Source organism: Photorhabdus khanii NC19 (assembly GCF_000517265.1).
Lineage (GTDB): Bacteria > Pseudomonadota > Gammaproteobacteria > Enterobacterales > Enterobacteriaceae > Photorhabdus > Photorhabdus khanii.
Genome location: NZ_AYSJ01000017.1, coordinates 308196 through 333444 on the forward strand (window position 1 = coordinate 308196; position 25249 = coordinate 333444).

A 25249-nucleotide genomic window follows, 5' to 3' on the forward strand; every position below is an offset into this window, starting at 1 on the left:
AGATTTGTGTAGCTTCCAAAAAATATATTAATTTGTTTATTAAAGGGCATAGGGTAAATATGCCCTTGGGTATTTAATTATTTCTCAAGTGGTAGGGTATCATCTGCTCCCCATTCAGCCCATGAACCGTCATATAAATAAGTATCTTTCTTACCGATGATATTTAAACCTAATATTAAAACAGCGGCTGTCATGCCAGAGCCACAACTGGCAATAACCGGTTTATTTAAATCAACGTTTTGTTTACGGAAAATATCTGCAATTTCAGTTTCTGATTTAAAGTGACCATTCTCTACTAATATAGTCCATGGAACATTTTTACTGCCGGGAATATGGCCCATTCTTAACCCAGGGCGTGGTTCTGGTGCTCTAGCCTGAAAACGGTCTATTGCTCTGGCATCAACAATCTCAGCTTGTGGATCATTTAACGAATCCAGAATTTGTTTCAGTGATTTCACTTTGCCGGCATTGAAATCGGTATTAAAAACCTGAGAATTACGTTTCACTTCACCTGATTCTGTTGGAAATCCTGCCTGTTGCCAGCCTTGTAAACCTCCATCAAGAATACGGACATTACGGCTGCCGAATACCTTGAATGTCCACCATGCGCGAGGAGCGGAGAACATATTTCCCTGGTCATAAACCACGACCAAATGATTCTCACTGATCCCCATTTCACCAACAGCCTGACTGAAAGTTTGCGGATCTGGCAGCATATGAGGTAACCCGCTTTGATGATTGGCAATTTTATCCAAATCAAAAAATTGGGCACCGGGAATGTGTGTATTCAGCCAAAGCTGATGGCAATCAATTTGCTGAGGTGGTGGCGGTGCAGTCGCATCAAGGATGACGAGGTTTTCATCATCAAGATGATCTTTTAGCCATTGTGGGCTGACAAAGTATGCATTATTCATGGGATCCCTCACTTAATACAAAAGTATAGATAGTGTTGCGCCCCGTTATTGTTGCTGTACCGGCGCTATAGTTGTTTCTTGCTGTTGACTGGCGGGTGATTCTATCGGTGTAGTTGAGCGGGTATACATATTAAGACCTGCCAAGAATACGCCACCGATTGAACCGAATGCAAAAAGTGCGATGAAAGTGATAAGTAGTTTTTTCATTTTTGTTCTCAACTGCCATAGAAAATAGGCAGTATATCGGGTTCTGAATAGCTGACAAGGTAATAACCAATTTACTTTACGGATAATGAATAATCCTTTGAGCTGATTAAGTAAATGAAATTAGCTTACTGTTATTGTTGATAAAGTTTTTCGCTAAGTTTTTATTGGCATCATAATTTACTGAAATTGGGATTAAATTATCAATTTGGTTTTGTTTCTCGATATACAGCTGATTTCGTTCTTGCTCTGTGGGACAATAGCGCTCCGGTTTTATGGCAGCAGAGTTCAATGGCACTTTCCAGTTCAATAAAAAATCAGATAAGCCAGTGGTATAAGGCATTACCTCAGCATATCAATGGCTTTATTCCTCGCACTCCACAGAGGCAAATGATTGCTGAAGTTGCAAAAACGCTCTCTGATCAGGAAGGGCGCCATTTAGTTATTGAAGCGCCAACCGGAATCGGTAAAACCCTTTCTTATTTGCTCCCTGGCATTGCGATCAGCAGGGCTGAAAGTAAGCCATTGGTCGTCAGTACCGCTAATGTCGCTTTACAGGATCAAATTTACAGTAAAGATCTTCCTCTGTTGCGCAAAATCATTCCCGATCTGAAATTTACCGGTGCTTTTGGACGTGGTCGTTATGTTTGCCCACGTAATCTCGAAGCTATCTGTGCAAACGATAGTGAACAGATAGATTTAATGTTCTTGGTTGAGGACAAAACAGAACTTGCCAGTAGTGAAGAGAGGGAACTTTGTCGCCGGTTGCGTAGTGACTACACAACGTTTGCCTGGGATGGTTTGCGTGATCACCATAAACTGGCTTTGCCCGATACTTTGTGGACGAAAATCAGTACAGATAAGGCGAATTGTCTGGGCCGTAACTGTCAGTATTATCATCGCTGCCCGTTTTTTATTGCTCGCCGTGAGATCGAGAATGCAGATGTGGTGGTCGCTAACCATGCGTTAGTGATAGCGGCATTAGAGAGTGAATCGGTACTCCCTGATGCTAAAAATTTGTTATTGGTACTTGATGAAGGACATCATATACCGAATGTCGCCAGAGATTCTTTGGAAGTTGAAGGGGAAATCACCCTGTTTCAGCTTAATGGTCAGCTAGATACTTTTATCCGTCATGTTGAACAGTATCTGGCGCAATTTCGTCCGGCAAAGCCACCACGTCTGGCTAATGCCAGTCGTCTCAATGAACACAGTGAAAAACTACGGGAATGCTTTAAAGAGCTCGCTACTATCGCACAGGCACTTTTACCTGAAAATAATGAAGTAGATGAATATCTGTTTGAGATGGGTAAGTTGCCGGATAATTTGCGACTTTGCTGCCAGCAGCTGTTTAAATTGACCGATGGTTTACGAGGATTAGCAGAAGTGATACTGAATGATCTGACTGAGCAAACGGCTAAACAGGATATTGTCCGGTTGCATCGGTCTATTTTGCAGACCAGCCGTACACTGGGATATTTTGAAAATATGACTAAACTGTGGCACCTGGCGGCGCTGGAAGAGTCATCCAATGCGCCGGTGTCAAAATGGCTGAAACGCCGTTATGAAAGAAATCAGTCACACCTCGACTTCCATTGTGCAGGTATCAGAGTTAGTGAACAGCTCAATCAACTGCTTTGGCGTAATATTCCCCATGTGGTTGTGACGTCGGCAACGCTTCGTTCCTTGAATAGTTTTTCCCGTATTCAGGAATTAACTGGGTTAACTGAAAAAATGGCTGACCGTTTTGTGACGTTGTCATCGCCTTTTGATCATGTGAGTCAGGGGAGGCTGGTTATTCCCAAAATGTCATTGGAGCCGACACTTGATAATGAAACTGCTCATTTGGCGGAAATGGCACGTTATTTCAGGACTCAATTGCTGAGTCAGCAACATAAAGGCATGTTGATTTTGTTCAGTAGCCAAAGGGCGATGGATATCTTCCTCTCTTATGTGACGGATTTACGCCTGATGTTGCTTGTACAGGGTGATCAGCCACGTTATCGGTTAGTTGAAACACATTGTCAGCGTATAAATGAGGGGCAATGTAGCGTATTGATTGGATTGCAATCTTTTGCTGAAGGGCTGGATTTAAAGGGGGATTACCTGTCCCAGGTTCATATTCATAAAATCTCATTCCCTCCAGTCAATAACCCGGTCATTATCACTGAAAGCGAGTGGTTGAAATCACTCAACCGCTATCCTTTTGAAGTACAGAGCTTGCCAAGTGCTTCTTTCAGCCTGATTCAGCAAGTGGGAAGGCTTATCCGTAGTCATGAGTGTTATGGTGATGTGGTTATTTATGACCGGCGTTTACTGAGCAAAAGATATGGTGCGAGGTTGTTGAAGGCGCTGCCGGTTTTCCCTATTGAACAGCCGGAAATTCTTTCAGAGGTGGAAATCAAACAATTGAAAAAGGATAAATAACTTACCACTAAAAACTGTAATTTATTTATCCTTTATAAATAAAATCGATAAAAAAGGCTATTTATCCTACTTTTTTCAGAAAACAGGTTTTCAATACCAATCCTTTGATTTTATCTGCGTTACATTCGATTTCATCTTCGCGATGGTTCAGACGAATATTTTTGATGATAGTGCCGCGCTTTAATGTCGCTGATGTGCCTTTTACTTTCAGATCTTTAATGACCTGTACAGAATCGCCATCATTGAGCACCGTACCATTGCTGTCTTTTACTTCGGTATCCATTTTATTATTTCCTCAAGTTATTTATGAAAATAAGCATATATTATAGACAATTAATGCTGGTTTTTAAAGGATATAGTGAAGTTTGTCTGTATGGAGGCTATTTTATGATATTTTTCTGTGCCAGAGTATTGGGCGATAAAGGGTTGTAATAAACAGGCCCCCGTTGTTAACGAGGGCCTGTAAGTAATGCAGAGCTCTTAATGTAACGGCTCTTTATATTTTATTGCTCAACGTTTGCTTCAATAAGCCATAAGAATTTGTCGAGGTTACGGGAGGCTGCGGTGAGTATGTCCGTGGTATTTTCATCTTCAACCTCACCAATTGCTTCGCGGATATCATTAGCGACAATAGCATAACGATCAGCCAGTGCTTTTAGATGATCTTGCACGTCATGAATATTTGTTGGGTAGCTTCTCAGTGAAGTATGTTTATTAACTTCTTGTACCGTTCCGAGAGCGATTCCACCAAGTTGTACAACTCTTTCTGCAAAAATATCCAGATGTTCAATAATAGTGGCACGAAAGTTATCCAGCATTTCATGGATGGAAATGAAATTTCTGCCGCGCATGTTCCAATGTGCCTGTTTGGTCAGCAGGGAAAGATCAATAAATTGAATCACCATATGGTTTAAAATTTCAATTGTTTCTTGCTTAACGCTATTATCGACATCATTACGAGTATAAAGCAGTGTGGATGGTGCTGTTTTGACTAATTTGGCAGTACCCATAATAATTTTCCCCTAATATTAATAATGAGTTTCTCATTTATTGGGATGAATGTAACTCAATATTAGTTTTAAATCATATAGATTATTCCTATTAAATCAATAGTTCATTTTTATAAAGTTTTTAGATAAAATAATTATGTTTAATATATTTATTTGGTTATATATCAATAGAGGGATGATTTTTTTCGATAATTTTTTTTGCGGTTTACGGATAGTGTTAAAAATATAATTTTTGCTTAGATATGTATGACTCATTTATTGATAAATGATAATAGTTATATTTATAAATAACCGGAGAATTATTTTATTAATTACTCCGGTTTTTATTCTATTTCGATTAGATAAAGCGATTAATCGATCTCGGTGATTTTAGGTTTTCCTTTAATCGTTGACGTAGAACCGATAGAGGCAAGAATAATACAGAACAGTGCCAGCCATTGAATTATGGTCAGGTGTTCATTGAGGAAAAAAATACCAGATAGAGCGCCAAGGGCTGGCTCAAGGCTCATCAGAGTACCAAATGTTTGTGCAGGTAAACGGGTCAGGGCAATCATTTCCAGCGTATAGGGGAATGCAGTGGACAGAATAGCGATTGCCAGTGCCAGGGGCATAATTGACATATCAAATAACAGTTCTGGCCCTGTTTGTATCAGCCCCACAGGGAAAAATATCAGTGCCGCGATAAATGAACCGATAGAAACCGTTGCCGCGCCATGACCTGCTCCAGCGCGTTGGCCAAAAATAATATACAGTGCCCAGAAAACACCCGCACTGAGTGCATATATAATACCTATAGGATCCAACCCATCAATATTATTGCCAATGGGTAACAGGAAAGCCAGACCAGCGATAACCAGCGCGACCCAGAGAAAATCTATTGGCCGGCGCGATGAAAACATGGCTACGGCCAGTGGGCCGGTAAACTCAAGAGCGACGGCGATACCTAAAGGAATTGTTGTCAGTGCCATATAGAATGTATAGTTCATTGCTCCAAGAGCAATACCATAGGTAAGCAATGGCATAATTGAATTTCGGCGAAATCTCAGGCGCCAGGGTTTAAAAATAATGAACAGAATGATAGTTCCAAGGCCCAGCCGCAAAGCGGTAACGCCAGGTGCACCGATAACCGGAAACAACGTTTTGGCAAGAGAAGCGCCGCCTTGAATTGATGTCATGGCAAGTAGTAACAATATTACAGGTATTAATGGAAAGGCATTCTTTTGGAGCTTGGAAGAAGACATCCGGACAAAACCTCAATTAAAATCAAGTGATCTGGTCGGTAATTTTCGCAGTGAAATGCAGATAACTCAATAGGTTTAGAGAATATAATTTTAGAGAAATATTCTTTATTTATTAGACTATATTATATATAGATAGTGAAATTATATTTCAGTATTGGAATATAGTTCTGAAAAATTATATTTTATTTTCAGATAGTAATAACTTATGGGTTAAAGATGATGAAAGTGTTTATTGTAATCTAAATTATGATTTATTTTATATTTTAATGGTTAAGCATAAATTACAATTATGACTAATATAGTATAAATAAGCTTCATTGCTGTTTTTTCTTTTTCATTTGTTACATTATCTTGTTTTTCCTAATGGCGTTTTTTTTAATTTAAATTATCTTTGTGCATAAGTGAGTTGTATGACTGTAATACTAACGTATAATCATATCTTTCACTGTAAAGATGAAGTAATAGGAGCTTAGATAATGAAAAGTATTGCCGTTTATTGTGGTTCAAGCTTGGGGATATCTGAAATCTATAAAGAAAATGCCATTATCTTCGCAAAGGAGTTAGTTAAGCGTGATATTACGCTGATTTATGGTGGAGCCAGTGTGGGTATTATGGGCACTGTTGCTGATACTGTTCTGGAAACCGGTGGTAAAGTGATTGGTGTTATTCCCACATTATTGGAAGAGCGTGAAATATCACATAAAAATCTGACTGAATTATACGTTGTTGAAACTATGCATCAGCGTAAAAATAAGATGATTGAGTTAGCTGAGGGTTTTGTTGCTTTGCCTGGGGGCTTTGGCACGTTGGAAGAGTTCAGTGAAGTATTTACCTGGAGTCAGATTGGGCTGCATACTAAGCCTTGCGGTATTCTGAATATCAATAACTTTTATGATCCGCTGATTACCATGATTAATAAAATGGCGGATGAACAATTCTTGCATGAAAAATATCGCTATATGGCAATCATCGAACAAGATCCTGTCTGCTTACTTGATCGCTTTAACACTTATCGGGCACCATCTGTAAAAACGTATTAAATTATAAAGAAATGAGTAGAATAATGAGAATTAATTTTTGATTAAGATACTTCTTTAAATAAATAAACCATTCCTGTTGGATAAATATTTCCTACAGGAATGGTTGTTAATATTAATGATTAAGTATTAGCTTACAATAGTATATTCTACGATTGGATTATTACCGTTCTCTGCTGAGTAAGATAAATGTAAATCATCACCTTCATAGTCTGTTGATATTGAGTAGCTGCTGCTTCCGATCAGAGGGTTATTCCATGTAATATAGATACTGTAAATTTCACCTTTACTGTCTACAAATACATAAGTACAGCGCCCTGCAACACCACCTAGCAGACTGTTTGAATCACTTCTCCAAATGCCTTTTCCTGGGGTATTATCACTGCTTTTATTAATTAGTTGCGGAGGAAGAGTTGTCCACTCACCCTGATCCAAACGAATAGAATCCTGAATAAGTTTAAGTTTATATACTGATTTATTAGTTACTTTTGCAATAACACTGATTGGTGCTTTTAATGAAATCGCTTCAATCTCTGACATAATATCACCTCTTATAAAAAATTTAAAAAAATACTTATTAAATACCAAGATCTTAATTTAACCTATTATGGTTATATAAAACACTTTGGCGTGGAACCGAACTTTTTAATCATATTTCATGACTGGTTTTTTTACCTTTCATTAGAATTCCATTTCATAACGCTTCCTAAAAATTAATTTATTTATATTTTGGTTTTTCACCCAATATTACAAATGTCAGTGTCGATTTTTATCTTTTTAACAAGTTGAAATTAACAACTAATCATTTGTTAAAATAAATTTCTGTAATTTCGGTGTTTTTCAAAGATACCTTTTCTCTCGGATGAATGTCAATTTTTTTGCCCGCTGAGTTTTGTTATAAAATAATAAGTGATTAATTATATCTTTATACTTAAAAACATAGATATAGATGATAAAATATGTCTATGTTTTTAATGGTTAATATGTAAAATAATTGTAATGACAAACAAAAATAGATTGTCAGGTTTATAATTAACTAATAATGATTTCATTACTTATTGAGCGTTAATTCATCGTTGGATTGATGAAATGTTAATGTATTGTAATGTTGGATGGGGGGAGTTGGTGACGGATTGTATTTTTTCTGCATGATTTTAATCGTCTATCCTAATTCAATAAACTTTGATTATTGTTCAGAAGTTTATTGAATTATTCACTTATTGATTAACAGATATTTTGATAATGATCTAAGATTATATTCACTATTGGTATTATCACATTGTTGATGAAAATATCATAACAAAGAAAAAATTATTGCAAACTCAACGTCATTAATACTTAATATGTTTATTTGCGGTTTAATATGCCACTATTTTCCTCACTTATTTCCTTATTGTGTCTAATTTGAGAATGCATTCGATATTAAATAAAACGATATAACGATATCGTTTTATGATTCAACGTGGTTAATAGAATAAGAACTTTCTCTCTATCTTATTAAACGTGAGTCATCAACGTAGTTAATGGCGCATTCTTAATAATACATTATTCTATTGATGATATTTTGTCGCAACATGTGCTTAAGAATCGAGTAATAAATCAGTAAGAAAATGGTAGGAATTTGTATTTATAGGAGAATTTTCTAATTTCTTTGCTGACAGAAAAATTCTTATTTAAATTGTAGACGACTGGTCTAATTAGGTATAGGTTATCTCAATGCAAACAAACAGAATCCCCCAAGATATCCGTCAGCACATCCTGGAAGTTGCCCAACAAGTCATTGGATGTAAAGGCTTTTCGGCTGTCGGACTCAATGAAATTCTCAAAGCGGCAGAAGTGCCGAAAGGCTCGTTTTACCATTATTTTGCGTCGAAAGAGGTGTTTGGCGCGGCTATGCTTGAAGATTACTTTACGCACTATCTCGAAAGAATGGATAACATCATGGTGCGTAAAGAATGGACAGCTAAAGAGAACCTGCTGCAATACTGGCAGGGTTGGTTGGAGCCTTTGGGAGACGGTGCTTTCTGTGGGCAGAAGTGTCTGGTTGTCAAGCTTGGCGCTGAAGTCAGTGATCTCTCTGTAGCGATGCGTTTGGTGCTGGAAAATGGTACAAAAAATATCATCATGCGTCTTGCTGCTATAGTAGAAAGAGTTGCTGGTGAAGGTGGGTTGGAGTGTACTGCTGAAGAAACTTTCCCTCTGGCTGAAATGTTGTACCAGACTTGGTTAGGGGCGAGTTTGATGGCGAAGATTACACAAAGTAGTGCACCGCTACAAAGCGCTATGGTTACTACGAAGCGATTGTTGAATGCATAACGAATAAAAACACTGTTGGAAATCACTCTTCACCAGTGTTTTTTTATACTTAATGATTAGACGACTGGTCTACTTTTTGGGTATCCCGATGATACTGACTTTAATGTTGAAGGAGAATGTAAATGTTTCAAACGCAACAAATAAATCGCCGTATCGTACTGGTTTCACGTCCGCATGGCTTCCCGAAACCCACTGATTTTCGTCTGGAACAGCAACCTATCCCTGAAATTAAGGAAGGAGAACTGTTGTTACGCACTGTTTTTCTTTCTTTGGACCCTTATATGCGTGGGCGAATGAGTGATGCGCTATCTTATGCACCGCCGGTGGAACTGAATAACGTTATGGTGGGTTCAACAGTGAGCCGCGTGGTGTCTTCAAACCATCGGAGATATCAGCCTGGTGATTGGGTACTGGCGTATAGCGGTTGGCAGGATTATGCCGTTTCCGATGGCAGTGGTCTCATCAACTTGGGACAATCTCCGGTTTATCCGTCCTATAGATTAGGTGTGCTGGGGATGCCTGGTTTTACTGCTTATATGGGGTTGCTGGATATCGGCCAGCCCAAAGCTGGTGAAACTTTGGTTGTCGCTGCGGCAACGGGTCCGGTTGGTGCAACGGTTGGTCAAATCGGTAAGCTCAAAGGCTGTTATGTCGTTGGTGTGGCGGGTAGTACGGAAAAATGTCGCTATGCTGTTGATGTATTGGGATTTGATGCCTGTCTTGACCATCATGATCCAGATTTTGCCGACCAATTATCCAAGGCTTGTCCGCAGGGAATTGATATTTATTTCGAAAACGTCGGCGGCAAGGTATTCGACGCAGTTTTGCCCTTGCTAAATACGTCTGCCCGTGTTCCGGTTTGCGGCATGGTGTCTTGTTACAATTCTACGAGCTTACCGGAAGGCCCGGATCGTTTGTCGCTGTTGATGGATAAATTGTTGCGAAAACGAATTCGGATGCAAGGATTTATTATTTTTGATGATTACGCTTCGCGTTTCGGTGAGTTCTGGCGTGATATGTCCACTTGGTTTGCCGAAGGGCGGATTAAATACCGCGAAGAGGTGGTATCAGGTTTGGAAAATGCTCCAGAGGCATTCATTGGACTATTGCAAGGCCGTAATTTTGGCAAATTAGTTGTCCGTGTCGGCCTTGATAATTAAATTCTGCGAAGAACGTTAAAGGATTATATCCGATTGATCTAGCGAGGTAATTATGCGAAATTTTGAGTATTACAACCCAACTAAAATCATTTTCGGTAAAGATACGATTAGGCGTCTTGATGACCTGGTGCCACGGGATGCGCGGGTATTGATTCTCTACGGTGGTAGCAGCGCTGAAAAAACCGGGACATTGGATGAGGTCAGGTGTGCGCTAGCTGATCGGCCCATTTGGGAGTTTGGTGGTATTGAACCTAACCCGACCTATGAAACTATGATGAAAGCGGTTGAATTGGTGCGCAATAGTGAGGTGGATTTTCTGCTTGCTGTCGGTGGCGGTTCTGTGATTGATGGCACTAAATTTGTGGCTGCTGCTGTGAATTTTGATGGGGAGCCTTGGCGTATTTTGGAAGAGCATGGTCGTAATATTCGGGGTGCTCTTCCGTTTGGTACAGTGTTGACTTTACCGGCAACGGGTTCAGAGATGAATAAGGTTGCTGTTATCACCAATAAGGCGAAACAAGCCAAACTGGACCTTATAAGCTCATTTGTTTTCCCCCGGTTCTCCATTCTTGACCCAACGAAGACCTATACGCTTCCGTTGCATCAGGTGGCTAACGGGGTGGCTGATGCTTTTATGCATATTATAGAGCAATACCTGACTTACCCCGCCAATGGTATGGTGCAGGATCGGCTTGCTGAAGGATTATTGCAGACACTGATTGAAATTGGCTCTCAGGCGATAAAGCTCCCAGACGACTACGATATTCGTGCAAATTTGATGTGGGTCGCGACCACGGCTCTCAACGGTTTGGTTGGTGCAGGCATGCCGCAGGACTGGTCTACACATATGATCGGACATGAATTAACTGCGCTTTACGGTATTGATCATGCACGCACACTCTCTATTCTCCTGCCGGCAAACTTGCAAATTCGTCGGGAAAGCAAACGTGGCAAATTGTTGCAATACGGTGAGCGTGTTTGGGGCATCACCAGCGGCAATGAAGAACAACGTATTGATCAAGCTATTGCACATACCCGCAATTTCTTCGAAAGTTTGGGACTCCAGACCCGCTTGTCTGATTACAATCTTGGTGTCGATGATATTGAGCGTGTGATAGAACAATTGGAAGCTCACGGAATGACCCAGCTGGGTGAAAACAGAGATGTTACTTTAGATATTAGTCGTCAGATTTTGCAAGCAAGTCTTTAAGCTGGAGGAATGCCTTGGGAACCCAGGGCTTCTCCCCGCAACATCGTTATAGGAAAGAAATACCTGAAAAATAAATAACAAATATCAGCAATCATCATATATTCAGCCTGAAAATGATCTTTATCGGATTAATGAAAAAAGGGAAGGAATATAGATGTTACTCAGTCATTTCAATCATTTTAATCTGCTTACCTACTACACTCCTGTCTTTTACTGAGGAACAAATGTAACTATAGGCGATACTGTTGTTCTATTGTGGCATAATGCGCCGCTATCGATTTTTCCGATTTCCTTTTTGTTTCTAAATTTAAGAGCGAATGCAGTGTTAAGTACAAACAACATCACCATGCAATTTGGCAGTAAGCCCCTGTTTGAAAATATTTCTGTCAAGTTTGGCAACGGTAACCGTTATGGTCTGATTGGCGCTAATGGTTCTGGTAAATCCACGTTTATGAAAATCCTTGGTGGCGATCTGACGCCAACTGCCGGTAACGTCAGCACGGATCCCAATGAGCGTATTGGTAAACTGCGTCAGGATCAGTTTGCCTTTGAAGAGTTCACTGTACTGGATACAGTGATTATGGGACACACGGAACTGTGGCAAGTGAAACAGGAGCGTGACCGTATTTATGCGATGGCAGAAATGAGCGAAGAAGATGGCTATCGTGTTGCGGATCTGGAAGAGTCCTACGGCGAGATGGATGGTTATAGTGCCGAAGCGCGTGCCGGCGAGTTGTTGCTGGGTGTGGGTATTCCGGTGGAACAACATTATGGCCTGATGAGCGAAGTGGCTCCCGGCTGGAAATTGCGTGTTTTGCTGGCTCAGGCTCTGTTTTCTAATCCTGATGTTCTGTTATTGGATGAGCCAACCAACAACCTGGATATTGATACTATTCGCTGGTTGGAGCAGGTGTTGAATGATCGGGACAGTACCATGATCATTATTTCCCATGATCGTCATTTCTTGAATACAGTCTGTACTCACATGGCAGACCTGGATTATGGTGAATTGCGTCTGTTCCCCGGTAATTATGATGAATATATGGTTGCCGCAACTCAGGCACGTGAACGTTTAATGGCTGATAATGCGAAGAAGAAAGCACAGATTGCGGAGTTACAGTCTTTTGTCAGCCGTTTCAGCGCCAATGCCTCCAAATCAAAACAGGCGACTTCCCGCGCCCGTCAGATTGATAAAATCCAGTTGGATGAAGTTAAAGCATCCAGCCGTCAGAATCCTTATATCCGCTTTGAGCAGGATAAGAAATTATTCCGTAATGCCCTGGAATTGGAAGGTTTGACGAAAGGCTATGACAATGGCCCGCTGTTTAAAAATCTCAATATGTTGCTGGAAGTTGGCGAGAAAATGGCGGTTATCGGTGCTAACGGTATCGGTAAAACGACTTTCCTGAAAACACTGGTTGGTGAAGCAGAACCAAACAGTGGCACGGTTAAATGGTCTGAAAACAGCAGCATTGGTTACTATGCTCAGGATCATGCCGGCGATTTTGACTGCGATCTGACGGTTTTTGATTGGATGAGTCAGTGGAAGGGAGAAGGCGACGATGAGCAAGCCGTCCGCAGTGTGCTAGGGCGTTTGTTGTTCGGTCAGGATGATATTAAGAAGAAAGTTAAGGTGTTATCTGGTGGTGAAAAAGGCCGGATGCTATTTGGCAAGCTGATGATGCAACAGCCAAATATTTTGATAATGGATGAACCAACAAACCACCTGGATATGGAATCCATTGAATCCCTGAACCTGGCTCTTGAGTTATATAAAGGGACTTTGATATTTGTTTCTCATGATCGGCAATTTGTCAGTTCATTGGCAAGCCGTGTTCTGGAAATCAAATCTAATACAGTCATTGATTTTAAAGGGACTTATGATGAATACCTGATAAGTCAGGGGATTACTGAGTAAGCGCTTTGCAGCATAAGTTGCTCCGGTTTAGATAACTGGGGCAACTTATTTTTATCTGTGGATGGTTAGCTGCTGCACACTTCGCAATTTGGATCTTTTAGTAACGTAATATCACGGAATTGCATCGTCATGGCATCAAACAGTAAAACCTTTCCGCTGCTTACCTTGCCATATCCAGTGAGTAATTTGATGGTTTCCATGGCTTGCAATGTCCCGATAGTACCGACCAATGGCGCCATAACGCCCGTTTCCACACAAGTCAGGTTATTTTCACCAAATAGTCTGTTCAAGCAGCGGTAGCAGGGGGAATTCGGCTGATAAGTAAATACGGTCAATTGTCCTTCCATGCGAATAGCTGCGCCGGAAACCAGTGGCGTTTTCCTGACGAGGCACAGGCGGTTCAACTGCTCGCGGATCGCCACATTATCAGTGCAATCCAATACGGCATTATTTTCGCTGATAAGCTCATCCAGCGCCTGATCTTCTAGCAATGCAGCGACGGTTTTGATGGTGGCATGCGGGTTTATTGCTTGAAGCGTTATTTGGGCCGAGTGTACCTTGGCCATCCCGATGCGTTCATCCCGATGGAGGATCTGCCGTTGCAGGTTCGAGAGAGAAACGGTATCAAAATCCAGCAGTGTTATTGTTCCCACGCCTGCTGCTGTCAGATACTGAGATGCAGCACAGCCTAAGCCACCTGCACCGACTATCAGGATCTTCGAGGATTTCAGTTTTTCCTGGCCGTCAAAATCAAACCCGTGCAGGACAATCTGTCGGTTATAGCGCAGAGCTTCTGCGTCTGTCAGTTCAATGGTCATTATTCGTTTTTCAATAGATGATTGAACAATTCGATCTTAACAATTTCGCCAGCTTCTACCCGGCCACGTTCTCGCTCCAGAACGATAAAGCAGTTACCCAGGCTGAATGAACTGAATATATGTGAGCCTTGATGCCCTGTAGTGCGCACTTCCAGCTCACCTTGTTCATTCACAGAGACAATACCGCGTTGAAAATCTGTTCTTCCCGGTGTTTTTTTCAATGGCGTAGTCACCTTAGCATGGAGGCGCATGGGTGGTTGCCATGCTGTAAAACCGGACAAACGGGCGATTAAAGGTTGCACCAGTTGATAGAAGGTAAGGACAGCTGAAACTGGATTACCTGGCAAACCACAGAACCAGGCGTTTTTCAGTTTGCCAAAAGTAAAAGGTTTACCCGGTTTAATTGCCAGTTTCCAGAAACTGATTTCGCCCAGCTCATCCAAAATCTGTTTGGTGTAGTCTGCTTCACCTACGGAAATACCGCCACTACTGATAACTAAATCCGCTTTTTGATCTGCCTCTTCGAAAACATGGCGCAAAGCTTCTGGGTTATCTGCGATAACGCCTAAATCAATAACGTCGCAGTCCAGTTTTTCCAGCATCAGGCGAACAGCAAAACGGTTGGTATCATAAATCTGACCTTCTTTAAGTGGCTGACCGATGGCTTGCAGTTCATCACCAGTGGAGAAGATGGCAACTTTTAATTTGCGAACCACTTCGATTTCAGCGATGCCCAAAGAGGCAATCAATGGTAATTGAGCGGTGGATAATTTATTGCCTGCCGGCAATACCACCGCGCCTTTGGGGATATCTTCGCCGGCCAGACGGATATTCTGGCCCTGTTTGGCTGGTTGAGAGAAAACAATACCCTCATCAGTAACTTCTGTGTGCTCTTGCATAATGACAGTATCAGCACCTGCGGGAACAGGAGCGCCGGTCATAATCCGGATGCAGGTTGTTGCAGGCCATTCTCCCTGAAAAGGTGCGCCAGCCAGTGCTTTTCCTGCCATAGGAAGGGAGATGTTTCCATTCAAATCGGTATAGCGAACGGCATAACCATCCATTGCTGAGTTAGCAAAAGGTGGGACATTGATAGGAGAAATAATATCTGCCGCGGTAATCCGTCCTGATGATTGGGTGAGATTGACGGTTTCTGTGTCAGTCAGTGGTGCAACTTGCGTCAGGAGTTTTTCCAGCGCTTGTTCCAAAGAGATCAATCCAGAGGTGTGACAATGATCCATAATGGTGCTCCCAGATAGCATTTTGTAATAGCACTATTATGGCAGAGATCATCATATGCGTTATACCCGTTATCTTTCAAGTTGCCTCTTTGTTGGCTGCACTCGCTCACCCCGGTCACAGAGTTTGCTATGCTCCCGGGGATTCGCTCCCTTGCCGTCGCGATGCATCTTGAAATCTATAGGGTATAGTTATATTAAACTTTAATCATTGCCAACATGTCTTCGTTGTCTTCATCCATACCGACTTCAACGAAACCAAAGCTGGAGTAAAAGTTTCGCGCTACAGGATTATTCGGGTTGTAACAGATTTCGATCTCTTCTAATCCATCTGTTCGACTAATTTCATCAAGGGCCAGCAGCATGGCTTTGCGTCCAATACCTTTGTTTTGATAGTGCTGATCCACCATAAACCGCCAAATCGATATTCTCTGGTCTGTCTCAGGTACCCACATAAAAAATCCGACAGGTTTATCGTCTAAGCAAATTGTGCGTGTTTGGTATGAGGGGTTGAATTTTGACTCAACGAGTGACCACGTATTCTCTGCAACATATTCATATTGGTGATCGGCTACAGAGAGGTCACAGACATCTTCATAATTATCCTTATTTACATCAGTAAGGGTTATATGCATGCAATATCCTTTGAGAATTAGCTCATTTTTACAAGATAAACGTAGATATTATCTAATGTTTGCTCAGAGAGAAATAGCTGGCTACCACAGTAAGTCCGATTGAATCTGGAGGCATCCAGCTATTAATATTTACGATGTGATCAGGTAAATTTTATAAAGTTTGACCACTGTCAATCTTGATGATCTGCCCTGTCATTGCTTCTGCTTTTAGTAACATCAAGGTTATTTCTGCAACATCTTCTGGTGTTGAGATGCGTTCTAAAGGCAAATTTGCACAGAGGGTTCGCATTTTCTCCTCCAGCCCTTTCCACCACCTGGTTTCGACTGCGCCTGGTGCCACGCAGTTAACCCTTATTGATGGTGCCAACGCACGGGCCAATGATCTTGTGAGCCCGTGAATGGCTGATTTGGAAACCGCATAGGGAATAGAAGAACCGTAGCCGGTTTCGCCAGAGATACTACCGACATTCACGATAGCACTACCTGCTCTTTTCCTAAGATAAGGTGCTGCATACCGGCAACAATGAAATGTGCCTTTCACGTTAACGTCAAGAATGGTATCCCAAATACTGTCGGATATAGATTCGAGATCATCAAATTGAAGTTGCTTTGTTGTTCCTGCATTATTAATCAGGTAGTCGATGCCGTTAAATTTTTCGGCAACAGTGTTGATCATTGCCTGTACAGCAGATTCGTCGGTAACATCGGCTTTTATCGCGATGGCTTGCCCTCCGTCCCTGATAATTGATTCTGTTGTTTCCTGAGCTTCAAGTTCACTTTGTGAATAGATAACTGCTACAGCAGCACCTTGTTTCGCCAGCATGATACTGATAGCCCGTCCTATACCGGTTCCACCTCCGGTAACAATTGCTGTCTTACCTTGGAATTCTTTATACATAAAAAGCTCCTTATTAATAATATTGGTACACACAACATGACAAATCATACATTTCTGGTAGCGGCTTGACAGTATCATTATGGCATTATTGAGAGCAGGCTCAGTTTATGTTGCGCGGTAATAGCCTGATTTAACCTTAGTAAAGGTGAACGAATAGAGTGGAGCACGAGATTTCAAATACTCTGTCGTTCCAGATACTGTAACTTAAGGCTTACTGAATACTTTATTAAGGGGAAGAAATAATTTACGTTTTTTTGTAAATTTTATTAATAAGAAGAGTGTATTGCCTTTGATTTTTGTTATAGCTTATGAAAAACAAATTAATAAATGATGTTTTCATGACGATGAACAATTCAACTTCTCCCCAGCCGAATCGCAGCTATCAGGTTTTTCATATCGCAATGAGTGGTTTTTTGGCATTGGTTGTTGCTATGGGAATTGGACGTTTTACCTTCACTCCTCAAGTTCCCTTAATGATCGCAGAATCCCAGCTTAGTCTGACCGGTGCGGGTATCGTCGCAGCTTTTAACTATCTGGGATATCTGGCAGGTTCCTATGATGCGATGCGGGTGCGCCGTTTTATTGAATATCGGCTCTGGGCAGGATTATGGGGAGTGGTCATTATCACGTTGCTCTCTGCACTGCTGGATGGGCCGATATTACACAGTGTCGCCCGTTTTTTTATTGGTTGGGCCAGTGGCTTGACATTAGTGCTGGTAGCGGCATGGGTAAATGAGCAGTTAGCCAGCTTAAACCGTCCTGCATTGGGTGTTGCCATATTTGCGGGACCCGGAGTCGGGATATTCGTTACTGGTATTCTTGCTGTCGGGATTCAGGCATGGCAACTGAGTGCTGCCGAAGCGTGGATGTTGTATGGCACTGTGGCGCTGATTTTTAGTATCTATATTAGTCAGCATTTGCCCCGTAGCGGTAAACTACATCGTCCACAGACTGAGGTGAAGAAGCTGATTTGGACACCAGCAATTAAGCGGTTGGTATGGAGCTACAGTTTGGCTGGGTTTGGTTATATTTTACCTGCCACTTTTCTTTCGCAAATGGCAAGTGATCGTTTCCCTGGCAGCTTGTTTGCTCAGTTTGTCTGGCCGATATTTGGTGGCGCCGCCGTCATCGGCATTGGTTTCGCTATTCTGACCCATCATATACTGACAACCCAAATCCGGCTGGCAATCACTTTATGGATCCAGGCCGCGGGGATCCTTATCGCTGAGATTGTACCGGGAATAAGTGGTTTGGCGTTAAGCGCTTTGCTGATTGGTGGTGGTTTTATGTGCTCGGTGCAAATGGCGTTTCAGTATGGGCGTGAACTGGCGCCAGAACATAGCCGTTATATGGCCGGGTTGCTGACTACAGGTTACGCTATTGGGCAGCTTGTTGGGCCGGTGCTGTCAGCGGTTTCCACCGCGATAACCGGGAAACTGGAGCCTGCGCTGTATGTGGCATTGATCACTCTGGTGATTGCTGGGTTGTTGGTTTGTAACAGGCATAAATCCGCTGGTGAGGCTGGTGTGTAATGCCATGAAACGCGCATACAAATGTCGGTTTATCCCATATCACAGCAAACTGAATTGTTGGCTCAGACGCTTGGTTGTGCTATACCAATCATAGCCGCGATGTTAACGCGGCGCGAAATATCAGATTGTCTTAGTTCCCGCCAGATAATGGAAAGTAATACCTTTGGAGAAAATAATGTCATCCCTAAGTAAAGAAGCCGAGCTTGTGCATTCGGCGCTGGAAGCTCGTGGTCTTGAAACGCCTCTTCGTGGTCAGGCGCTGGCGCCGGAAGTGCGAAAGGAGCGGATTGAGGAGCATATGACGGAAATTATGAAACTGTTGAATCTTGATCTAAATGATGACAGTTTAGCGGAAACCCCCAATCGTATTGCGAAAATGTATGTTGATGAAATTTTTTCAGGGTTGGACTACAGTAATTTCCCGAAAATCACATTGATAGAAAATAAAATGAAAGTGGATGAAATGGTGACGGTGCGTGATATCACGTTAACCAGCACCTGTGAACATCATTTTGTGACTATTGATGGTAAGGCGACTGTTTCCTATATCCCGAAAGATAAAGTGATTGGGTTATCTAAAATTAACCGCATTGTGCAGTTTTTTTCGCAACGTCCACAGGTACAGGAACGTCTGACCCAACAGATTCTGATTGCATTACAGATATTGCTTGGTACCAATAATGTTGCCGTATCTATTGATGCAGTTCATTACTGTGTGAAAGCTAGGGGCGTCCGTGATGCAACCAGTACCACGACAACGACATCTTTGGGTGGGTTGTTTAAATCCAGTCAAAATACCCGTCAGGAGTTTTTACGCACGACACGCCATTTGTAATTTTTACGTCGGGATATAAAAATGACCCGTCAGAGAATTGATTCATTGGACAGTGTTCGTGGTCTGGCGATTCTGGGGATATTGTTGCTCAATATCTCCGGTTTTGCTTTGCCATCCGCAGCTTATTTGAACCCAGGATATAATGGTTCAGCTTCTGCAACTGATTTGATTATCTGGTCTGTGCTCAGTATCTTTGCTCAGGGAAAATTCCTGTGTATTTTTGCCTTCTTATTTGGTGCAACACTGGAGTTACTACTACCAAGGGGAAAAGTCTGGAATTATCCACGATTAATCATACTTGCCCTGATTGGCGGGATACATGGCATCCTGTTCTGGGATGGTGATATTTTACTCTCTTATAGTTTGGCCGGTTTTTTTAGTTTTCATCTGATTAGTCAAAATAGCACCAGTAGCCGGTTATTTATGCAAGGTGCTGTTTTTTATCTGATTGGATTAGTGCTGTTATTTATTCTTGGTTTTTTTTCCAGAGGTGAATCTAACGATGCCTGGCGACCGACCGAATTCCATATGTTATACGAAACATTCTGGAAAACGGGTGGTGGATGGCTGGCAGTGGAAGAGCGTTTCAATCAGGTCATGTTGATGATGGTCATGCTATTTGTTCAGTATGGCTGGCAACTGATCGGCATTATGTTATGTGGTGCCGGATTAGTGCGTAATGGCTGGTTGAAAGGTGAATTTCCGGTGAGCTATTATCGAAATGTGGCGCTATTGCTGATACCACTCAGTGTTGCTGTCCAGATATTCTCTGTGGCGCTCCAATATGCGCATGATTGGGATTACTTTTGGTCAGGTATTGTTGGCTATATCCTTTCTGAATTGGTAATTCCATTTCAGGCACTGGGTTATATGGCTTTGATCTATGGTTTCTGGCCGGTAATTGCATATTGGCGAATTAATCGCTGGTTCAGGCAGGTAGGACGAATGGCGATGAGTAATTATTTACTACAAACTTTAATCTGCACTGTGTTGTTTTATCACTTTGGATTATTTGGTCAATTCAGCCGCCTGGAGTTACTGGCATTTATTCCATTTATTTGGACAGTGAATGTGCTTTTTTCATGCTGGTGGTTACGCCGTCACCGGCAAGGGCCATCAGAATGGCTGTGGCGAAATCTTACGGCGGTATTGGCCCGCTCTTCTTAGGCTGGGTTTTGTCCATTTCCTGCAATTCTTCCGGAGTTACTGCCGGATAATCGGTTATACCTTCTGGTACTTTATGTGGAGCAGGAATTGGGATCAAAGGACCCAGGAAACGCGGTTCGCGTTTCAAAATATAAAGATCAGTTAAGGCACCAAGGCGGGCAATTATTTCACGTAACCGGACGATAATCATATTCTTAGGTGTGGAAACCGCATAGCACTGAGCATCAATTCCCATATGCATAGCGATAAACAGCGCCCGTTCGCAATGGAATCGTTGAGTGATAATCGTAAAATCATTGGTGTCAAAAACTTTACGGGTTCTGACTATCGAATCAAGGGTTCTGAAACCCGCAAAATCCAGCACGATGTTTGTGGCAGGAATACCTGCTCTTACTAAATCCCTGCGCATGGTGACAGGTTCGTTATAGCTTTGCTGGGCATTATCGCCACTCAGTAAGAGATATTTGATTTTGTCGCTGTTATAAGCATTAACTGCCCCCTGAATGCGGTATATATAATACTGATTGGGTGCGCCAGAATGGTAGTATTTAGACGTACCAAGCACCATACCTACTTCACGTTCGGGAAGTTGTTTGAGATCATCAAAAATATAAGGGGCCGTTTTCCAGCTAATCCAGCGGTCAAGTGCAATAGCTGTGAGCGTCAGCATCCCTGCGATGAATAACAGACCAATTATCAGGCGCTTCCACATGCTTTTGCCTTTAATATGTATCAATGACTAATATTGACTAAAGGCTACTTTACCTGAAATTTTGAAGCAAGTTTTCTCTATAAGAAAAAAGCCTGACAGTGATTTTTTGTTGTCTGTTTCTTAATGTTTTGTCCCACCGCAATCGGCAGGCATCGCATCTGGGGACGTTATCTAAGAGAGCCGTCAAATGTTGAGATTGAAAAAATATCGGAAGATTAAGACATTAAGATAAATTCGCTAACAATATTCAGGTTAAGAATATGTATATTCTTTTTATGAATTCTGGCATGTTATTTTTGATTTTTACACGTTTTACTTTATACTCAATATTGATGTTAAATAATAATATATTGCCGGCTCTGTTTCTGCGATAGATATGCCCATTCTAATTTGCCAGAAAGTTATGAGAGATTATGTTGTCTATTTATTATTGCCATTAAATATTAAATTGATTGTTCTTAAAGTGATAGTAAAGCTTGTAAAATAAAATTATTGTCATCAGAACTGCCTCTATTGTTAAATATGGAATTAGTAAAATAACTTAAATCTATATCTATATCTATTTTGGTGATTAATATCGTGTTGATTAAAAGTGTTTTTATTGGATAGAATATTTGGATTAACATTTTCTGGTGTATTTTTATGTAGGAGAATTTTCCAAAATCATGTTAAGTATAACAAGGTGACTTTTATGAAAAATGAAGTGATTTTATCTAATTCTTTGCAAGAAGGTGATCTCGAGAAGTTATTTAATGATGAAGTGTTAGCCGTCCATGTGAAAAAATATGTAGATAATCATATTTCAGATAAACTTTCTGATTTTTTCCTCTCTCATGAAAATTTAGAACATTATCTTCATGATTTAAAAAAAGGAGATGAAATTGTTTTAGTCGATTATGGTGTTGATAGAGTTGGTGTGCCTTATAATATGACTTTTGGAAAACCCAAAGATAGTGATAGTTATAAAAGATATTTTGAGAATGCATTACCCGCGATAAGAAACGTCAGGAATTTCTGTGCTCCAATGCTGGCACCTTTCGATAAATTTCGTTTAGAGCTGGATGAAGTATGGTCTGCGGGTGCCAGTATTGCAAATTTTGAAGGTAAAAAGATGCATGCAGGGATTGCCAGGGTCATGAGAAGACCAGAACTCTCTATCATGTCTGAAATACAACCTCACTTTGATGGCCTTCAACAACAATCTGTCAATTTGCTAGGGCAATTTTCTGTAAACATATATATAAAAGTACCTGTAAGTGGAGGGGAATTAGAGTTGTGGGATGTTCCAGCTATTCCTATTACCGAGTTGATTGAAGATAGTTCAGAACATGATTGGCGGGGTTCTCTTCCTCCATCTATTTCTATTAAGCCAGAGTTGGGGGATTTAATAATAATAAACACCAGGAAACCTCATGCAATTCGTAGTTTTTCTGAGGGAAATAGAATATCATTGCAAAGTTTCATCGGTGTATCACCAAATAAACATCTAATGTTATGGAATTAATGATATTATTGATGTAATTAGTATATTGGGAATGTTTTTTTAGGGATTGGGAGTATCACATCCCAATCCTATAAATATGGAAATTATGTTTAAATACTTGAATGTAAATTATCTTTACACTACTGTTTTTAGTGTTTATTTTGATGCTATTTTATGCCTGTGATGAGTTTTTTAGGCGCATTTATGGTATGTTTGGTGAATGAGAGAAGTTAAGAAAATAAAGATATCATATTAAAACTCGATTACAGGCAACTATTTGATGGTATATTTTTAACACAGATAAATTCGTAAAATATTTTTTGGGGGCTGTGAGTATGCAACGCAATAATATTATATCGGTTAAGTATAATTTAGCAAAAATCGCCATAAACCTTCGGTCAATGTGGACAGAGATATAAGGAAAAAATCTTGCAGGGTTTTCAGATATTAAAATGCCGCAATGAATATGCGGCATAGAGGTATCGTGGATTTAAAGGCTGCGGGACTCGTCGTTTCTGCCTTCTGGGCTTGTGTCAGACTCGCCAGGGACGAGTAACAGCCGATGACATGGGTAAGTCCTTGTCCGATTTAGGCGGATAACTGTCACAATGAAGTGCGTTTATATACGCGATATTCCGGTTTCCAGAAGTTACGTTCAATCGCTTCATCCAACGCACCATCGGATGTGACAGTTGCAACACCTTGTATTTGCGCTTCTTTTGCAACTTGTTTCGCAATTTTGCGAGAAACTTCTTGAATATCATCAATGAGTGGCAGTAATGGGCCTGTACCGTTTTTAGCCAATGGTGAAAAATCAGCCAGTGTCCGGCTTGCTACCATCAACATACCATCAGTGACGAGTTTGGCCCCGGAGGCAATAACACCTAAGCCAATTCCTGGGAAGATATAGGAGTTGTTACATTGAGCGATCGGATACTCTTGATCTTTGTATTTTACCGGATTGAATGGGCTACCTGTTGCAACCAGCGCAGCGCCATTAGTCCAGTTGATAATATCTTCAGGACGGGCTTCAACACGGGAAGTTGGGTTGGATAATGGCATAACGATTGGACGTTCACCGTGTTTATGCATCTCACGGATGATCTCTTCTGTAAACAGACCTGCTTGACCTGAAACGCCAATCAGTACCGTAGGTTTAGCATTACGAACAACGTCGAGCAGAGAGATAGAACCGCTGTTCACATCCCATTCAGCCAAGGAGTCGCTTTTTTGTACCAGTTTATTCTGGAAATCCAATAAATTTGGCAGCTTATCCGTCAGTAAACCGAAACGATCAACCATGAAAATACGGGCGCGAGCTTGTTCTTCACTTAAACCTTCAGATTTCATCTGGGCGACAATCTGCTCTGCAATACCGCAACCGGCGGAACCTGCTCCCAGGAAAGTGACAGTTTGATCTTTCAATTGACGACCGGCAGCACGGCTGGCTGCGATCAGGCTACCCAGTGTCACAGCGGCGGTTCCCTGAATGTCATCATTAAAGCAACAAATTTCGTGGCGATAGCGGTCGAGCAGAGGCATGGCATTTTTTTGTGCGAAATCTTCAAACTGTAGCAGCACATTCGGCCAGCGGCGCTTGACGGCCTGAATAAATTCATCAACAAATTCATCATATTCTGCGCCGGTAATCCGCGGATGGCGCCAGCCCATATATAACGGGTCATTCAGGCGCTGGGGGTTGTTCGTTCCCACATCCAGGACTACCGGCAGTGTATAAGCCGGGCTGATACCACCACAGGCGGTATACAGGGAAAGTTTGCCAATAGGAATACCCATACCGCCGATACCTTGGTCACCCAGACCAAGAATACGTTCACCATCGGTGACAACGATAACTTTTACATTTTGTTTAGTCGCATTTTGCAGCATGTCATCAATATGCGTTTTATTTGGATATGAGATGAACAAGCCACGGGCGCGGCGGTAAATATCAGAAAAATGTTCACAAGCTTCACCAACCGTTGGGGTATAAATGATTGGCATCATTTCGCTCAAATGTGCATCCAGCAGGCGGTAGAACAGAGTTTCGTTAGTGTCTTGAATATTTCGCAAATAAATGTGTTTATCTGCATCATTTTTGAAATCAAGATACTGCCGATAGGCGCGTTCAGCTTGTTCTTCGATGGTTTCAACTGTTTCCGGTAATAAGCCATGAAGGTTAAAGTTGCCGCGTTCTGCTTCAGTAAAGGCACTGCCTTTATTCAGCAGGGGAAATTCCAACAGGATGGGGCCAGAATAGGGAATATATAATGGACGTTTACTTTCGTGTTCCAGTTCCATGAATCTTACTCTTTGAACTAAATGGATAACAAGGTCAGTTATAGATCCTAAGAGATAGGAAAAATATGTACAGCAAATGTTACTTAATTAGAGGTATTATGAGTAAAAATGAGAGATAACATCCAGATTTAGCTAATAAAATGTTATGTTAACTATTTTTGTAGGAGAAAATCTTCCATTGTGTATTTGACTT

Annotated in this window: 22 protein-coding genes; 10 read left to right on the plus strand and 12 right to left on the minus strand. The window is 41.4% G+C overall.

Features of this window, described 5'->3' with window-relative positions; translation table 11 throughout:
* Positions 1–77: 77 nt before the first annotated feature.
* Together sseA and PTE_RS25905 are read right to left on the minus strand one after the other, a co-directional pair.
* A complete protein-coding gene (gene sseA, locus PTE_RS22135) occupies positions 78–914 on the minus strand; it encodes a 3-mercaptopyruvate sulfurtransferase (RefSeq protein WP_036850789.1) in 837 nt (278 codons plus the stop codon).
* A 45-nt stretch (positions 915–959) separates the two neighbouring features.
* Entirely contained in the window at positions 960–1121 is a 162-nt protein-coding gene (locus PTE_RS25905) for a hypothetical protein (RefSeq protein ID WP_165577108.1), read from the minus strand.
* A 288-nt stretch (positions 1122–1409) separates the two neighbouring features.
* Between PTE_RS25905 and dinG the strand changes: the two genes are divergently transcribed.
* Positions 1410–3545: an ATP-dependent DNA helicase DinG gene (gene dinG / locus PTE_RS22145; protein WP_036850797.1), complete on the plus strand. Its 2136-nt coding sequence runs from the start codon at positions 1410–1412 to the stop codon at positions 3543–3545.
* A gap of 61 nt (positions 3546–3606) precedes the next feature.
* On the opposite strand, the gene PTE_RS22150 is transcribed toward dinG, so the two are convergent.
* From PTE_RS22150 to rhtA, 3 genes are all read right to left on the minus strand, one after another.
* Positions 3607–3828 carry an alkylphosphonate utilization protein gene (locus tag PTE_RS22150; RefSeq protein ID WP_036850798.1) on the minus strand — a complete coding sequence of 74 codons (222 nt, stop codon included), beginning with the start codon at positions 3826–3828 and terminating at the stop codon, positions 3607–3609.
* Positions 3829–4048: 220 nt separating this feature from the next.
* The gene (gene dps / locus PTE_RS22155) at positions 4049–4555 is read right to left on the minus strand and encodes a DNA starvation/stationary phase protection protein Dps (RefSeq protein ID WP_036850804.1); all 507 of its coding nucleotides are present in this window, start codon (positions 4553–4555) and stop codon (positions 4049–4051) included.
* A gap of 350 nt (positions 4556–4905) precedes the next feature.
* On the minus strand, positions 4906–5796 hold the full coding sequence (gene rhtA / locus PTE_RS22160) for a threonine/homoserine exporter RhtA (protein WP_036850805.1): 891 nt from the start codon (positions 5794–5796) through the stop codon (positions 4906–4908).
* A gap of 476 nt (positions 5797–6272) precedes the next feature.
* On the opposite strand from rhtA, the gene PTE_RS22165 reads away from it, so the two are divergent.
* Positions 6273–6836: an LOG family protein gene (locus PTE_RS22165; protein WP_036850806.1), complete on the plus strand. Its 564-nt coding sequence runs from the start codon at positions 6273–6275 to the stop codon at positions 6834–6836.
* Positions 6837–6962: 126 nt separating this feature from the next.
* Here the strand turns inward: PTE_RS22165 and PTE_RS22170 are convergent, their stop codons facing one another.
* Entirely contained in the window at positions 6963–7373 is a 411-nt protein-coding gene (locus PTE_RS22170) for a hypothetical protein (RefSeq protein WP_036850811.1), read from the minus strand.
* Positions 7374–8549: 1176 nt separating this feature from the next.
* On the opposite strand from PTE_RS22170, the gene PTE_RS22175 reads away from it, so the two are divergent.
* The 4 genes from PTE_RS22175 to PTE_RS22190 all read left to right on the plus strand — a co-directional run bounded on the left by PTE_RS22175 (position 8550) and on the right by PTE_RS22190 (position 13437).
* Positions 8550–9149 (plus strand): TetR/AcrR family transcriptional regulator, encoded by a 600-nt coding sequence (locus PTE_RS22175; protein WP_036850814.1) that lies wholly within the window; start codon positions 8550–8552, stop codon positions 9147–9149.
* 122 nt (positions 9150–9271) lie between these two features.
* The gene (locus tag PTE_RS22180; protein WP_036850817.1) at positions 9272–10309 is read left to right on the plus strand and encodes an NADP-dependent oxidoreductase; all 1038 of its coding nucleotides are present in this window, start codon (positions 9272–9274) and stop codon (positions 10307–10309) included.
* Positions 10310–10361: 52 nt separating this feature from the next.
* The gene (locus PTE_RS22185) at positions 10362–11519 is read left to right on the plus strand and encodes an iron-containing alcohol dehydrogenase (RefSeq protein WP_036850820.1); all 1158 of its coding nucleotides are present in this window, start codon (positions 10362–10364) and stop codon (positions 11517–11519) included.
* A 322-nt stretch (positions 11520–11841) separates the two neighbouring features.
* A complete protein-coding gene (locus PTE_RS22190) occupies positions 11842–13437 on the plus strand; it encodes an ABC-F family ATPase (protein ID WP_036850822.1) in 1596 nt (531 codons plus the stop codon).
* A gap of 65 nt (positions 13438–13502) precedes the next feature.
* Here the strand turns inward: PTE_RS22190 and moeB are convergent, their stop codons facing one another.
* The 4 genes from moeB to PTE_RS22210 form a co-directional block, all read right to left on the minus strand.
* Complete coding sequence (gene moeB / locus PTE_RS22195) at positions 13503–14255, minus strand: molybdopterin-synthase adenylyltransferase MoeB (RefSeq protein WP_036850823.1); 753 nt, start codon at positions 14253–14255, stop codon at positions 13503–13505.
* Positions 14255–15496: a molybdopterin molybdotransferase MoeA gene (gene moeA / locus PTE_RS22200; protein ID WP_036850826.1), complete on the minus strand. Its 1242-nt coding sequence runs from the start codon at positions 15494–15496 to the stop codon at positions 14255–14257. Before moeA ends, moeB begins: the two co-directional genes overlap by 1 nt.
* Before the next feature lie 194 nt (positions 15497–15690).
* A complete protein-coding gene (locus PTE_RS22205) occupies positions 15691–16128 on the minus strand; it encodes a GNAT family N-acetyltransferase (protein WP_036850829.1) in 438 nt (145 codons plus the stop codon).
* Positions 16129–16279: 151 nt separating this feature from the next.
* Complete coding sequence (locus tag PTE_RS22210; protein WP_036850836.1) at positions 16280–17026, minus strand: SDR family NAD(P)-dependent oxidoreductase; 747 nt, start codon at positions 17024–17026, stop codon at positions 16280–16282.
* Between the two features lie 338 nt (positions 17027–17364).
* Between PTE_RS22210 and PTE_RS22215 the strand changes: the two genes are divergently transcribed.
* From PTE_RS22215 to yeiB, 3 genes are all read left to right on the plus strand, one after another.
* Positions 17365–18558, plus strand: a complete 1194-nt coding sequence (locus PTE_RS22215; RefSeq protein WP_387631377.1) for a YbfB/YjiJ family MFS transporter — start codon at positions 17365–17367, stop codon at positions 18556–18558.
* 175 nt (positions 18559–18733) lie between these two features.
* On the plus strand, positions 18734–19393 hold the full coding sequence (folE, locus tag PTE_RS22220; RefSeq protein ID WP_036850839.1) for a GTP cyclohydrolase I FolE: 660 nt from the start codon (positions 18734–18736) through the stop codon (positions 19391–19393).
* A gap of 21 nt (positions 19394–19414) precedes the next feature.
* On the plus strand, positions 19415–20560 hold the full coding sequence (gene yeiB, locus PTE_RS22225) for a DUF418 domain-containing protein YeiB (RefSeq protein ID WP_036850842.1): 1146 nt from the start codon (positions 19415–19417) through the stop codon (positions 20558–20560).
* Here yeiB and sanA read toward each other — a convergent pair.
* Positions 20532–21272, minus strand: a complete 741-nt coding sequence (sanA, locus tag PTE_RS22230; protein WP_036850843.1) for an outer membrane permeability protein SanA — start codon at positions 21270–21272, stop codon at positions 20532–20534. The genes yeiB and sanA overlap by 29 nt on opposite strands.
* A 691-nt stretch (positions 21273–21963) precedes the next feature.
* On the opposite strand from sanA, the gene PTE_RS22235 reads away from it, so the two are divergent.
* Positions 21964–22776, plus strand: a complete 813-nt coding sequence (locus PTE_RS22235) for a 2OG-Fe(II) oxygenase family protein (protein ID WP_036850844.1) — start codon at positions 21964–21966, stop codon at positions 22774–22776.
* Between the two features lie 582 nt (positions 22777–23358).
* Here the strand turns inward: PTE_RS22235 and PTE_RS22240 are convergent.
* Entirely contained in the window at positions 23359–25056 is a 1698-nt protein-coding gene (locus PTE_RS22240; protein WP_036850845.1) for an NAD-dependent malic enzyme, read from the minus strand.
* Between the last annotated feature and the right edge of the window lie 193 nt (positions 25057–25249).

Bases quoted from the DNA above. Each gene is read 5' to 3' on its own strand.
- dinG (WP_036850797.1), top strand. From the start codon at position 1,410: ATGGCACTTTCCAGTTCAATAAAAAATCAGATAAGCCAGTGGTATAAG.
- PTE_RS22170 (WP_036850811.1), bottom strand. From the start codon at position 7,373: ATGTCAGAGATTGAAGCGATTTCATTAAAAGCACCAATCAGTGTTATT.
- PTE_RS22185 (WP_036850820.1), top strand. From the start codon at position 10,362: ATGCGAAATTTTGAGTATTACAACCCAACTAAAATCATTTTCGGTAAA.
- PTE_RS25905 (WP_165577108.1), bottom strand. From the start codon at position 1,121: ATGAAAAAACTACTTATCACTTTCATCGCACTTTTTGCATTCGGTTCA.
- PTE_RS22240 (WP_036850845.1), bottom strand. From the start codon at position 25,056: ATGGAACTGGAACACGAAAGTAAACGTCCATTATATATTCCCTATTCT.
- sseA (WP_036850789.1), bottom strand. From the start codon at position 914: ATGAATAATGCATACTTTGTCAGCCCACAATGGCTAAAAGATCATCTT.
- moeA (WP_036850826.1), bottom strand. From the start codon at position 15,496: ATGGATCATTGTCACACCTCTGGATTGATCTCTTTGGAACAAGCGCTG.
- moeB (WP_036850823.1), bottom strand. From the start codon at position 14,255: ATGACCATTGAACTGACAGACGCAGAAGCTCTGCGCTATAACCGACAG.
- PTE_RS22180 (WP_036850817.1), top strand. From the start codon at position 9,272: ATGTTTCAAACGCAACAAATAAATCGCCGTATCGTACTGGTTTCACGT.
- PTE_RS22210 (WP_036850836.1), bottom strand. From the start codon at position 17,026: ATGTATAAAGAATTCCAAGGTAAGACAGCAATTGTTACCGGAGGTGGA.
- PTE_RS22175 (WP_036850814.1), top strand. From the start codon at position 8,550: ATGCAAACAAACAGAATCCCCCAAGATATCCGTCAGCACATCCTGGAA.
- folE (WP_036850839.1), top strand. From the start codon at position 18,734: ATGTCATCCCTAAGTAAAGAAGCCGAGCTTGTGCATTCGGCGCTGGAA.
- PTE_RS22165 (WP_036850806.1), top strand. From the start codon at position 6,273: ATGAAAAGTATTGCCGTTTATTGTGGTTCAAGCTTGGGGATATCTGAA.
- rhtA (WP_036850805.1), bottom strand. From the start codon at position 5,796: ATGTCTTCTTCCAAGCTCCAAAAGAATGCCTTTCCATTAATACCTGTA.
- PTE_RS22150 (WP_036850798.1), bottom strand. From the start codon at position 3,828: ATGGATACCGAAGTAAAAGACAGCAATGGTACGGTGCTCAATGATGGC.
- PTE_RS22215 (WP_387631377.1), top strand. From the start codon at position 17,365: ATGACGATGAACAATTCAACTTCTCCCCAGCCGAATCGCAGCTATCAG.
- PTE_RS22235 (WP_036850844.1), top strand. From the start codon at position 21,964: ATGAAAAATGAAGTGATTTTATCTAATTCTTTGCAAGAAGGTGATCTC.
- sanA (WP_036850843.1), bottom strand. From the start codon at position 21,272: ATGTGGAAGCGCCTGATAATTGGTCTGTTATTCATCGCAGGGATGCTG.
- yeiB (WP_036850842.1), top strand. From the start codon at position 19,415: ATGACCCGTCAGAGAATTGATTCATTGGACAGTGTTCGTGGTCTGGCG.
- dps (WP_036850804.1), bottom strand. From the start codon at position 4,555: ATGGGTACTGCCAAATTAGTCAAAACAGCACCATCCACACTGCTTTAT.
- PTE_RS22205 (WP_036850829.1), bottom strand. From the start codon at position 16,128: ATGCATATAACCCTTACTGATGTAAATAAGGATAATTATGAAGATGTC.